The sequence below is a fragment of the Alloscardovia omnicolens DSM 21503 genome, assembly GCF_000420505.1.
In the GTDB taxonomy this organism is placed as follows: domain Bacteria; phylum Actinomycetota; class Actinomycetes; order Actinomycetales; family Bifidobacteriaceae; genus Alloscardovia; species Alloscardovia omnicolens.
In genome coordinates this window covers 29904-42660 of the sequence record NZ_ATVB01000007.1, presented here as the reverse complement: position 1 = coordinate 42660, position 12757 = coordinate 29904, and the positions used below count along the sequence as shown (strand labels likewise).

Annotated in this window: 12 protein-coding genes; 3 read left to right on the top strand and 9 right to left on the bottom strand. The window is 50.6% G+C overall.

The features are described from left to right. Window positions 1-38 precede the first annotated feature (38 nt). From G464_RS0104095 to G464_RS0104085, 3 genes are all read right to left on the bottom strand, one after another. Window positions 39-1346 (bottom strand): hemolysin family protein, encoded by a 1308-nt coding sequence (locus G464_RS0104095; protein ID WP_022856841.1) that lies wholly within the window; start codon window positions 1344-1346, stop codon window positions 39-41. 22 nt (window positions 1347-1368) lie between these two features. Next, window positions 1369-1971 carry a carbonic anhydrase gene (locus tag G464_RS0104090; protein ID WP_022856840.1) on the bottom strand — a complete coding sequence of 201 codons (603 nt, stop codon included), beginning with the start codon at window positions 1969-1971 and terminating at the stop codon, window positions 1369-1371. 82 nt (window positions 1972-2053) lie between these two features. After that, window positions 2054-4810: a phosphoenolpyruvate carboxylase gene (locus G464_RS0104085; RefSeq protein WP_395452025.1), complete on the bottom strand. Its 2757-nt coding sequence runs from the start codon at window positions 4808-4810 to the stop codon at window positions 2054-2056. A gap of 669 nt (window positions 4811-5479) precedes the next feature. Here G464_RS0104085 and G464_RS0104080 point away from each other — a divergent pair. After that, window positions 5480-6898, top strand: a complete 1419-nt coding sequence (locus G464_RS0104080) for a threonine/serine exporter family protein (protein ID WP_022856838.1) — start codon at window positions 5480-5482, stop codon at window positions 6896-6898. A gap of 147 nt (window positions 6899-7045) precedes the next feature. After that, the gene (locus G464_RS08860; protein ID WP_080651152.1) at window positions 7046-8347 is read left to right on the top strand and encodes a peptidase U32 family protein; all 1302 of its coding nucleotides are present in this window, start codon (window positions 7046-7048) and stop codon (window positions 8345-8347) included. Window positions 8348-8400: 53 nt separating this feature from the next. Here the strand turns inward: G464_RS08860 and G464_RS0104070 are convergent, their stop codons facing one another. From G464_RS0104070 to G464_RS10305, 4 genes are all read right to left on the bottom strand, one after another. Then, window positions 8401-8709 carry a DUF3073 domain-containing protein gene (locus tag G464_RS0104070; protein ID WP_022856836.1) on the bottom strand — a complete coding sequence of 103 codons (309 nt, stop codon included), beginning with the start codon at window positions 8707-8709 and terminating at the stop codon, window positions 8401-8403. Between the two features lie 108 nt (window positions 8710-8817). Further along, a complete protein-coding gene (locus G464_RS10390) occupies window positions 8818-9012 on the bottom strand; it encodes a hypothetical protein (protein ID WP_420834442.1) in 195 nt (64 codons plus the stop codon). Window positions 9013-9040: 28 nt separating this feature from the next. Next, the gene (locus G464_RS10385) at window positions 9041-9421 is read right to left on the bottom strand and encodes an RNA-guided endonuclease InsQ/TnpB family protein (RefSeq protein ID WP_276324647.1); all 381 of its coding nucleotides are present in this window, start codon (window positions 9419-9421) and stop codon (window positions 9041-9043) included. Window positions 9422-9440: 19 nt separating this feature from the next. Further along, window positions 9441-10124 (bottom strand): helix-turn-helix domain-containing protein, encoded by a 684-nt coding sequence (locus G464_RS10305; RefSeq protein ID WP_244264115.1) that lies wholly within the window; start codon window positions 10122-10124, stop codon window positions 9441-9443. Between the two features lie 267 nt (window positions 10125-10391). Between G464_RS10305 and trpS the strand changes: the two genes are divergently transcribed. Beyond that, on the top strand, window positions 10392-11483 hold the full coding sequence (trpS, locus tag G464_RS0104060; protein ID WP_021617298.1) for a tryptophan--tRNA ligase: 1092 nt from the start codon (window positions 10392-10394) through the stop codon (window positions 11481-11483). Between the two features lie 186 nt (window positions 11484-11669). Here trpS and G464_RS0104055 read toward each other — a convergent pair whose 3' ends face one another. Next, window positions 11670-12095 (bottom strand): sterol carrier family protein, encoded by a 426-nt coding sequence (locus G464_RS0104055; RefSeq protein WP_022856835.1) that lies wholly within the window; start codon window positions 12093-12095, stop codon window positions 11670-11672. A 9-nt stretch (window positions 12096-12104) separates the two neighbouring features. Then, window positions 12105-12755, bottom strand: a complete 651-nt coding sequence (locus G464_RS0104050) for an ABC transporter ATP-binding protein (protein WP_021617296.1) — start codon at window positions 12753-12755, stop codon at window positions 12105-12107. Window positions 12756-12757: the final 2 nt, after the last annotated feature.

Sequence of the window (12757 nt, the reverse complement as noted above, 5' to 3'; positions counted from 1 at the left end):
AAACGGTGGAACGTGTCGTTTTACGCTATGCGTGTCATCTATTTCACAGTATCAGCAGAAGTAATATGTTTGCGCACTTCTATGGTTTGAATACGTCGTCCTTCTACTTCGGTAACCACCATGTCGTAGCCATCGTCGTCGCTCAAAACCTGACCTTCATAACCCAACTCTCCTGTGCGAGCAATCATATAGCCGGCAACAGTTTCATAAGGGCCGTCGGTAAGCGTAATATCGGAGACTTCCTCAAAATCTTCCAACGTCATCCCACCATCCACAGTGAGCACACCGTTTACAAACGCGTTGTGCATGGAATTGAGCGAATCTTCTGGCAAATCGTATTCATCGTGGATATCGCCCACAATTTCTTCTGTAATATCTTCGAGCGTTACAATGCCATCTGTGCCGCCATATTCATCAATAACCACAGCCAAATGGATCCCCCGCTGACGCATAAGGCTCATGCTTGGCAAAATTCGCGAGGTTCCTGGCAGTTGCAAAATATCGCGGGTAACATCTGCCACAGTTTTCGCTTCCGAATCGCGAATATCCAATAAATCGCGCACATGCACAAAGCCGAGAATATCGTCAAAGCTCTCGCCGGTTACAGGGAAGCGAGAATATGGCTGATCGCGCACAAAAGTTGCCGCAGCCGTTAAACTCATCGTGCCGTCCACGAACACCACATCAGCACGAGGGCGCATAACCTCGGCCACAATTGTTTGTTCAGCGCCAAAAACATCCGCAAGGATTTCGCGCTCATCTGTGCTTAAACGAGTATTCGAGGAGACGAGCACACGCAACTCATCGTTACTCACCTCGCTTTCTACCTCGTTTGGATCGAAACCAAGCAAACGCACAATACCGTTCGTGTTCTTGCCAATCAGCCAAATAACTGGCGAGGTGAGAGTGGCGAAAACATCGATAATTGGCACCATGGAACGCGCAATTTTCTCACCCTGTTGCAAAGCAATGCGCTTCGGTACTAGCTCAGAGACCACAATAGAAAGGTAGGAGATGAGCAGAGTGAGCATCACCATTGTTAAACCGCTGGCAAGCCCAGCGTTCATGCCTAAAGATTCAAGCCATGGCACGATATGTGGAGACAGAGAACTGGCTCCAAAAGATGCTGAGAGGAAACCAGCAAGAGTTACGCCAATTTGCAGAGCAGACAGGAAACGGTTAGGATCGCGCGCTACACGCGCCACATGAGCGCCGCGGTCATCTTCCTGTTCCATGCGTTCAATTTGACTGGTACGCAGCGATACTAAAGCCATTTCCGTGCCTGAGAACACGCTTCCCACCAGCATAAAGAGCAAAATAAAGAAAAGGTTAAGCCATATCGGCATAAAGAATCAGCCCTTCGCGTACCTAGAAGCTGAGCACTTCAACAAGACCATTAGTCATGGTGTAGCGCGCTCCCACAATCTTGAGCTCCTCAGCTGCTAAAGCGCGAGCAATAATAGGGCTACGTTCCACAATCTGCATAATAAGCGTTGATACGTGAATGCGCTCTACATCGTCCTGCGAATCCGCATCCTCGGCCGCTTCCATCGTGCCCGCAACCTCGCCGAGCGCATATGTTAGCGATGGCGGCACGTTACCAGTTTTAGCGCTGTTGACTGCCGCTTCGAGCAGACCGCAGTGCTCATGGCTCATGACCACGAGAACAGATACGTGCAGGATATCGACAGCAAATTCGAGAGAGTTAATGACCGCTTGATCGAGAACGCCGCCGACCGAGCGGATGGTAAAGATATCGCCGAGACCTTCGTCAAAAATGATTTCCGGCGATACACGCGAGTCCGCGCAGGCGAGAACAGCAGCGCTTGGGTTCTGACCGGCGCACAAACTTTCGCGGGTTTCCTTATCTTGCCATGGATGCACAGCCTCGCCGCGTGCAAAGCGCTTATTGCCTTCGAGCATGCGCGTCCAGACAGAATTTGCTTGATTTTCTTCAGCTAAAACACTCATACACACCAGCTTACTAGGTGAAGAAGCCAAGAAGGCTGCGGGCGAAACCCGCAGCCTTCTTGTTGGAGTAGAACAATAAGTATCAGCCTGTGTTCTGCAAGCCGGCAGAAACACCGCTCACAGTGCACAAAATGAGATAAATATAATCGCCAATCTGAGATTCGCTCAGCTCTTCCTTATCTACGCGACGGCGCAAGGTCTTGAGCGCGCGAACCTGAGCAATCGACAGAGCATCTACATAAGGGGAACGCAACTTAACCATCATGCCCAAAGTGCGGGAATGCTGCAAAGTCCAATCCTCATCCTTAATAGCCAGAACCCACTTGTGGGTCAGCTCCATCTCGTGCAGAACCTTCTCGCTCAAATCTTCGCGATCGCCCATGCTCAAGTACATGCGAGCAATACGCTCATCTGTCTTAGCAAGAGACATCTCGATATTGTCGATAAAGGTGTTAAACAGTGGCCAGCTCTTGTACGCTTCGCGCAAAGTAGCCAAATCTCCAAACTTCTCGCACGCCGTACCCAAGCCGTACCATGCGGCGAGGTTAATGCGAGCCTGAGACCAGGAGAAGACCCATGGAATCGTACGCAAATCGTCCAAAGACTTCGCACCCAAACCACGCTTAGCAGGGCGAGAACCGATTGGCAGCAAACCAACCTCAGTCAAAGGCGTAACGATCGAGAACCATGGAGCGAAATCATCGCTTTGCAGCAGATCGAGGAAGCGCTCGTGCGAGGACTCATCCAAAGCCTGAGCCATCGGAGCGAACTTCTCGGTCATCTCCGTGTTCGTCTTCTCTACAGAAGGAGCGGACTGAAGCAGCGTTGCAGCCGCAACAGACTCAACGTGACGGGTTGCCAGCGTGCGGTTGCCGTAGCGAGCGAAAATAACTTCGCCCTGCTCGGTGAGCTTAAAGCGGCAGTTTACCGAGCCAACTGGCTGAGCCAAAACCGCGCGGTTAGCAGGACCGCCACCACGACCAACAGCGCCACCGCGACCGTGGAAGAGGGTAACGTCGATATCGTTTTCCTTAGCCCACTTCGCGATCTTTTCCTGAGCGCGGTGCAAAGCCAAAGTTGCAGACGTTGGGCCAGCATCCTTCGAGGAATCCGAATAACCGAGCATAACTTCCATGCGACGGCCGGTCTGCTTTAAGCGCTGCTGAACTTCTGGAATCTTAATCATGTCGTCCAAAACAGAGACAGAATTATCCAAATCTTCTAACTGCTCAAACAGAGGAATAACGTCCAAAACAGGAGCATCTGCAGGGTTAGCGAAGGCCAAACGGTTCAGCTCGTACACGTCGCGCACGTGCTGAGCGGACTTGGAGAAGGAAATAAGGTAGCGACCAGCAGCCTTGCGGCCGTGACGGCGCTGAATCCAACCAATAGCGCGGAAAGTATCGAGAACCTCTACGGTCATCGGCTGAAGCGGACCGCGCTCGCCATGCAAACCGTGCTCGCGAATATCTTCCAAAGCGCGCGAATGCACGAGAGAGTGCTGACGGAACTCCATCTCCACCATGTGGAAGCCGAAGGTCTCTACGCGCCAAATAAGAGCCTGAATATCGCCGTATGCAATACGTACCGCACCAGCCTCGGCCAAAGAGCGCTGAATAACACGCAAATCGGCGAGGAAATCGTCGGCACTAGTGTACATAAGATCGGCATCGCGCTCTACGGTAGCCTCCAAACGGTCGGCCATAACGAGCATGGCTGCGCGGTGAGGTTCGCTCGTGGAAATAATATCGGCGCGGCTGGTTAAGCGCTCGCTCATTTCCTTCTGACGGCTCCACAAAGCCTTCATCTCATCGCTTGGAGGAGTTGTAGCGCTTTCTACCGTTAAACGGGTAGCGGTTTTGCGGGTGGCTTCGGCAAGCTTAGTAACCATGTGGTCGTAGTACTTGCGAGCAACCTGACGCGACACCTTTGCGGTAACGTTCGGATTACCATCGCGATCGGAGCCAACCCAGCTACCTGGATGGAAGAAGGCTGGGCATACAGGTGGAACAGTTCCGGCCTTGGAACCCAAAATCCAATCGTCGAAGCGACGGTACACGTTAGGGATAACGCTAAAGAGAGTCGTATCGAAAACATTAATAACAGTGTCTGCTTCCTCCACAGGAGTTGGCTTCTTAAGGCCAATAGGGGAGGTGCGGAACAAGGAGTCAATCTCGGAGTGGAGACGACGGTCGATTTCTGCGCGCTCGGAACCGCCGGTGCGGTCGCGCTCGTCGAGGAAGGTAGCGATGCGGCGAATCTTGCCTTCGACTGCCTTACGGCGAGCTTCTGTTGGGTGAGCGGTGAAAACAGGATGGAACTCGAGCTTTTCGAGCAATTCGTTTGCACCAGCAACACCGACTTCGTCGATGAGGCGCTTGTAAGCCACGGTCAGTTCGTTAACTGGATCGGTGGCGGAACGTGTATCCACTTCCCATTCACGGTTCTTTAAGACGGCAACGCGATAGTTCTCTTCGCACAGATTTGCCAAGTGGAAATACACGGTGAAAGCGCGTGAGAGCATAGTTGCATCTTTAAGCGAGGAGTTGTCGAGCAAATCGGATGCCTTCTCCAAGCCCGCAGCAGCTACGCTAGCAGCTTCGGCAGTGTCGTTGTTTCTTGTATTGCTTGCCACAATAACGTCTTCGCGCAGCTCATCGAACTGAGCTAACAACTCGGCATCGTATTCGCCGAGTACGTTGCGCAACATATCCAAGCATAATTCCAAATTATCTTGGAGACGTTCTGGCAGATTTTTTTCAGTCAATTTATTGGACCTCCATCCAACACCTCTGTGGTTGCTCGGTCTTCTGACTATCTGGGGCTCCTCCCCAGTTATGTGAAGTCAGACGTTGCGAACCCAAAGCCACGCGGGTATTGATAACCTGACGTGTTTTAGTGTACGCCGAACTGTGTAGGAAGTGAGCTATGTCTCATGGGCGGCGTCTCATATGGTGGCTTGTGCGTGGGGGTGGGCGGGCGGATTATCTGGTGCATGGCTAACTGTTTTATATGCAGATGGCGTGGGAAGTGAGTTGTTGGTACGACTCGTTTTCCACGACAGTGTAAGGCTCTGTTTTTGGCCGTGGGTGACGAGGCGTAAAGTCAATCATCTTTCACGCCATGATTTTGGCTGAAAATGGGCATCTGACAGCCGTGGAAGACGATTCTTATTTCAGCTCACTATTCACGCCACCAGATGTAGCCGTAGCGAGTTGCCCGCTCAGAGAGAACACTCGCCGCGCCTGATCGATTTGCCGTGGTGAGCGAACAACCCCAAACCAATCGCAAACCCAAAACCAATAGCCCTCTCCAGCCATCCCAATCCGCGCGGTCTAGACGGGCGCGAAAAATAGGAAGGGTGAAAGACACCAAGCACAACGAGCACAGCTCTAAAAACGAGCCGAATCAGCACAACGAGCCGAATCAGCAGAAAACGACCGTCTCCCACCACGCCTCAACGTTTTCCCCGCTGTCTAAGCATCATCGCCATTCAATCCCGCTAGACATGGACGACATCAAAGCGAACCTCGATACGCCGGTGCAGGACGCGTGCTTGGCGGCGAAAGCGAGCATCATCGTGCGTACGGGCTATCTCGATCTGAGCGCAGGCACGGGTAGCTACCGCGTTAAAGAGATTATGAACCGTATCGGCTATGCGCTCGGCGTGTACGTGCGCGCCGACGTGAACCTTACGAGCATCGAGGTGTCGTGCTCGGACGGCAAGGAGCGTGTAACGGAGGTTGTCGACCTGCCGAGCGTGGGCGTTAATACCGAGCGTATTTGGCATATGGAGCATTTCGCCGACTGGTTGACTGTGAACCTGGGTCACGAGGGTGTGTATCATACCGAGGCCTCGCTGCAGCGCAGTAACGGCGGCGATTACGGTTTCGACGCGCGCTCTTCTCGTGAGGAAAACTCGCAACAGTGCACTCAACCCATAACCGTCCGCGAGGCGCACGCGAAGCTCGACGCGATTGAGCGTAAAGCGCGACTGTATGGTCCGCTCATGCAGGCGCTTGGCTCGGCTGTGGCGTGCTCGTGCTTCGTGTTTCTGCTTGGTGGCGCGGCTTACGACATGCTCGGCGCGTTTATTGGCGCGGGTGTGGGTCAGTATGTGCGCAGTCGCATGAATGGCAAGCATCTCAATCAGTTCTTGGGCGTGGCTGTGGGTGTGGTGGTGGCCGCGCTGGTTACGATTGGCACGCTGCGTCTGGTCGGCTTCGTCGATCCGACCGCGCTCGGTCACGATACCGCGTATATTGGTGCGATTTTGTTTATCGTTCCGGGCTTCCCGCTTATTACCGGCGGTTTGGATTTTGCCAAACTCGATTTTCCGTCCGGCTTGCAGCGCATCACGTACTTCCTCTGCATTGTGGGCATGGGCACGCTCGCCGCGTGGTTCGTGGCCACGATGGTGGGCCTGAGTCCGAACGGTTTCGAAGCGCCGCATATTCCGGTGTGGCTTAACGTTCTGCTTATTTTTATTACCGCGATTGGCGGCGTGTGGGGCTTCTCGGTTCTGTTTAACTCACCGTGGCGCATGGCTTTGGTAGCTGCCGCGATTGGAGCGACCGCGGATACCGCCCGCTTGCTGATGGTTAATTATGGTCATGCGAGTTTGGAGATTGGCGCTTTTACTGGCGCTCTGATTGCCGGTTTGCTGGCTTCCGCGTGGCGCATTTCTGTGCGTAAGGGCTTACTACCCGCCAGTTTGGGCTTCCCGCGCATCAGCTTAACTGTGCCGTCGATCGTTATTATGGTTCCAGGTTTGTATATGTACCGCGCTGTGTATGAGCTCGGTAACCTGCAAACCGTAAACGCGATGGATTGGATCTTTAAGGCGATGCTCGTGATTGTCTGCTTGCCGATTGGTTTAGCTTTTGCGCGCATTTTGACCGATAAGACCTGGCGCTACGACCGCTAGATTGTTTCAGAGTGCTCCTTGTCGTGGCGGTTCAGGCACAATAAGACTATGACTGAAATAAGTAATAGTGACGCATTCGGCGACCCCGCCGTGCGTGTGAGCGAAACGCTTTTTGATTACGAAGCGCCGTATAGCATGGGCCATCCGATGATGCGCCGTCATCGTCCTGAAGTTTTAGCTCCTGCAGGCAATTTGCAAACCGTAAAGCTTGCTATTGATTACGGTGCCGATGCAGTGTATTGCGCCGGCAAAATGTTCGGTATGCGCACTGCTCCCAAGAACTTATCGCACGAAGACTTAGAAGAGGCTGTGCGTTACGCGCACGCTCGCAACGCCCGTATTTTTATTACCTGTAACGTACTGCCAACGAATCCAGAAATTACGGGTATCGAGAAGTATATTGGTGAGCTGGCTGAGATCGGCGTAGACGCTGTTATTGTTTCCGATATTGGCGTGATGATGATGGCACACCGCATTGCGCCTCAGTTGGAAATTCACATTTCCACGCAGGCGGGTGTGGTTAACTATTTGGCGGCGAATTCCCTGTATGAATTGGGTGCTAAGCGCGTAGTTTTGGCCCGCGAGTTAAGCCTCGATGCTGTGCGCGATATTCGCAAGAATACGCCATCGGATCTCGATATTGAGTGCTTTGTGCACGGTTCTATGTGTATGGCTTTCTCTGGTCGTTGCCTTATTTCTCAGCACATGACCGGTCGTGATGCTAATCACGGCGATTGCGCGCAGTCATGCCGTTGGAAGTGGAGCGTGGTCGAAGAGCATCGTCCAGGCGAGTTCTATCCGATTGAGCAAACCGAGCATGGCGCATACCTATTTAATTCGCAAGATATGAACATGCTCGAGCACATCGACGATTTGATTGATGCGGGCGCCACGAGCCTTAAGATTGAAGGCCGCGCGAAGTCCGCGCTGTACTCGGCAGTAGTCACCAACGCCTACAAGATGGCTACGAATATGTATGTAGAAAAGCGCGAAGCGGGCGATTTTAGTCATCTTGAGCTTCCTCAGTGGCTTAAAGATGAACCATTTAAGGTGGTTCATCGTCCATATTGCACTGCTTTTTATTATCCTGAGAACCCTGCTGGTCAGGAAACTCATAAGGGCGGCTACATTAATGACTGGCAGATGGTGGGCGATGTGCTCAGCTGGCAGGACGGTCGCGTAACTTTCAAAGCTAAAAATAAAATCATTCCTGGTCAAACCGTGGAATTTGTTCGTCCGGGCGTGCAGCCATACGTCATCACAGTTCCAGACGATATCTGGGATGACGAGGGTAACAAGGTAGAAGCTGCTAATCATCCAACCCATGTCTTCTCGCTGCCATGCGAGGAACCGATGGCTGCAGCAACCCCTATGCGCGCACCTAAGTTAGCTCCTAAAAAGCCAATCAGACAGTTTAGAAAAGAAGATTTGCTCAAGAACAAGCAGTAACAAGCAGAGGCGTTGACCAAAAACGGTCAGCGCCTCTTATATAAAAGATAAAACTAATCCTTCTTCTTTATCCCAGGAACTGGCATCTTAGGAAAAGGTTTATGCGCAACAGGTTGTGCTGCAGGCTTTCCCTCTGCACGTTTCGCCGCTTGAGCGGCCCATGCAGCGTAATCGTCCAAATCGTCCTGTGAAGTGTCATCTGCTACATCAACGTCAACATCTACATCTGTTTCAGCTTCTACAGCAGCATCATCGTGATGACTCAGCTCCTTGGCGAGCTCGTCGTAATCTGTATCAGTTGTCAGATATTTGAGCTTACGGGCAATTTTTGTCTGTTTTGCCTTCTGGCGTCCGCGGCCCATCTGACCCCCTTCGCATGCTCATCAGCGCTTAAAGCGCAACTATATCTAATTCATCTCTCATAGAGTACCACTACCGTTGTAACATGTGTTGTTTTGTTGAAACACTTGCTACAGGACAGTCTTGCGATTGTCTGCTCCAAGTCTTACAGCATAATCATGCTGGCTTGGTTCACGTTTCACAGGGTCTGCCAGCGACATATTGCCGACTGGTCTTACGCTCCCTCCACGTGCGTTTAATGTCTCGGGAGCACTTCCCGCGACATTAATATTGGTAGCTGCGTTTAAGTCTCTATCCATGCTGATACCACAATAGTCACAATGGTATGTACGCTCACTGAGAGAGTTTGGCTTTCACCATCCTACAGTCCGAGCACTTTTTGCTGCTTGGATAGAACCTGTCCACGACATGAAGTGTACATTCGTTTTTTATGCTCTTGTATTCGACTTGACGGCGAAACTCACCAAAACTAGCGTCACGTAGACTCTTGGTTAGATGATGATTACGGATCATTCCCGCCACATTAAGGTCTTCAATACTGATATGCGCGTAGGCACGGGTAGGCTCAGTGGTGATTTTGTGCAGTGCGTCCTGCCGAAGCTGGTAGATACGCTGGTGTAAACGTGCCACATAGAGACGCGCTTTATCACGACGATGTGAACCTTTCTTTCGCCTACTCAACATACGTTGTGCGCGAGCAAGACGCTTTTCCACTCGTTTGAATGGATGTGGATTAGGTATCGCGGTGCCGTCCGACAAAGGTGACAAGGTTTTTCACACCCATGTCAATACCCATGCTCGTCCTTTTACAACGTGCATGTATAGGGGAGGTCTCATGTTCTATGCCGATAGACGCGTACCAACGGTCAGCGCTACGCGTAACAATAATACGCAACACATGTGCGTGACCAATACGACGCATAACATTTTCCATGCGATGCACTCGCCCAATACGAGGCAAACGAATAGCATGCGAATCGTCTGGCACAAGACGGTAACCAGTAGTGAAATGGATACTGGACACACAGCGAGAACGACTCTTAAAGCGAGGGAAACCTATGCGCTTGCCCCTGCGTTTACCATGCTTACTATCAGCATGATTACGTAGAGCACGACTAAGGTTTTCTAGTCCCGTGTTGTACGCTTCTTTACTGTTACGCGACCACCATACCCGCTCATCGGCACCGACTGCAAGTGTATTCTTGTTCTGATTCCACCATTTACGCAATCCGTAACACGAGTACTCAGGTTTCTGCCCATTATTGAGCTGGTCGAATACATGGCTCAGCGCTTGATTATACGCGAAGCGTGCAACACCTGTATGCTCGGTAAGCATACGCGCCTGCTTAGCAGTAGGATCGAGCATAACCTTGACCGCTTCTATCATGATGTCTCCCGTAGCACAGCTATCACGCATCGCACTCTATCTGTTCATACTTAGGGTCATGGAGAATCATGCCAGTGAACGTGCAACCGAACTCAGCTAGCATGGTATTTTCGTAACACATTTTCCACACGGTTTGAAGTTTTAAGCCCTCACGAGACCCCACTCGCGGACTAGCATAAGACAATAATACCAAATAAAAACAAGCAAAAAGCGAGCAGTTTATCCCCTTAATGTCGGATAAAACTTTTAGACTAAAAGCATTAAAATATGGCTAGAAGCTAAAGAAAGTAGGGCATAATGACCGATGATCAGCATTTGACTGCTGCTGGAAATGAAATGAGCGCAAGCTTCTTAGCTGCACAAGAGCGTTCCAATAAAACTGCAGCAAAGCTTGAAGCTAATCCAAGCGCTTTTACTATGCTTACAGGTGACCGCCCAACAGGTCGTTTACATTTAGGTCACTACTTCGGCTCTATTAAAGAGCGCGTGGCTATGCAAAACAAAGGCGTTAATACCAATATTATTATTGCTGATTATCAGGTGATTACCGACCGCGATACCACCGAAAACATTCAGGATAATGTGCTCAACTTAGTTTTGGATTATATGGCTGCCGGTATTGATCCAACGAAGACCATGATTTTTACGCATTCTTCGGTGGCAGCAGAAAACCAGTTGATGCTTCCATTTCTCTCTTTGGTTACTGAAGCTGAGCTGCATCGTAATCCAACGGTAAAGTCCGAGATGGAAGCATCCGGGCATGCGCTTACTGGCTTGTTGCTGACGTATCCAGTTCATCAGGCATGCGATATTCTTTTCTGCAAAGCTAATGTGGTGCCAATCGGTAAAGATAATTTACCTCATGTGGAAATTACGCGCACCATCGCTCGCCGTTTTAACGAGCGTTATGCTAAGAAAAATCCTGTGTTCCCAGAGCCAGCAGCTATTTTGTCTGATGCTCCAGAAATCCCAGGCTTGGATGGTCGTAAGATGAGTAAATCGTACGGCAATTCCATTATGTTGGGTGCTACTGCAGAAGAAACTGCAAAACTGATTAAGAAGAGCCCAACTGACTCTGAGCGCATGATTACTTTTGATCCTGTAAATCGTCCACAAGTTTCTGCGTTGCTGACTACTGCAGGCTTGACTTCCGGTCGCGATCCACGAGAGATTGCTGAAGAGATTGGAAATGGCGGCGGCGGAGCTTTGAAGGCTTTCGTGATTGATTCCGTGAATACTTTCCTGGCTGAGCACCGTGAACGTCGCGCTGAGCTGGCTAAAGACATGGATATCGTGCGCGATATTTTGCATGATGGCAATAAGCGAGCCAATGAGATTGCCAACCAAACACTTGATGAAGTGCGCGAGGCTATGGGAATGGTGTACTAAAGCTTTTTAGCGCAAACAAGGGAGGGACTGCTCGCTGGGCAGTTCCTCTTTTTATGTGCGGGTTGAGAGTGAGTGCCAGACGACTATCTCTTGTGAGCTGCGGGACGTTGTATCTTTCACCCATAAGCCCATACGTAAAGGCTAAAACAGCGCAGATCGCTCCACAGCAAACAAGCACTGCGCCTTTTACTCAACAGGCAGTGGGAGAAGACCGCTTAAATCATCGCGTTCGCCTACTGCACTAATACGTCCAGCATTTTTCTCCTCGCTCCAGCTGGTAATGCCGCACACAAGACGTAACCATACAGCAGGATCAAGCTCAATCACATCGGGTGGTGTGAGATTATGAGGATCTGATTGAGGCCCTTCCAATATCTTGACAGCGGCAAAAGGTGCTACGCGAACTTCTACGCCTGACCCAGGAGCACGCAATTCCAACATATAGAGGGAGTATCGCACAGCCATAGCCATACTACGACGGTCTAAACGTGGTGCAATCTCTAAGCGATGCTCTAATGCTGTGTTCTGTGATGCTTCGTCACGAGCTTGCTGCGCCCATGTTGTGAGGGCGCGTTCACCTTCAAGAATGTCATCGGCTTTAATAACTGGCATACTTTAAGGCTACGCGAGATGTGTGTTCTGGCTCAAGTCGAGGTGTTTTGTGCAGTGCTGAATCAGAAAATCATCATGCGTTGCAACAATTACACAGGAACCATTGCGAGTTGCTTCTTGCAAAAGTCCTAGTAGCAGCTCTTTATTTGCTAAATCCAGGGAAGCTGTTGGCTCGTCCGCAAAAATATACTTTGCATCTTTCCACAGCGCGCGAGCAATTCCTACCCGCTGTTTTTCACCGCCAGAGAGTACAGCGGCCTTCAGAGTTGCCATCTTATCGAGACCAACAGAGCCAAGAATTTTATGCAGTTTGGCACCTGTAGGTGTAGATGGATTGAGTACTTTCTTTGAATGACTTAAAGTAATGTTATAAGCAATGCTTTCATCGTCGATAACGCCATAATCTTGGTAAATAAAAGCTGCGCGGTCTCTCCAAAAGCTTCTGCGATTTTCTGCAGACCATGAGCCGCGATGGTTAATTTTCACCTCTCCTTTTTCAGGACGTATGAGTAGACCTAAAATACTAAGCAGTGTTGTTTTGCCACATCCAGACGGCCCCGTGAGTGCAATAAAATCGCCGCTTTGAGCATTGAGAGATATGTCTGAAAGAATAGTATTGTGTCCGATACTGTATGAAATATGTGAGGCGATGATGCTCATGT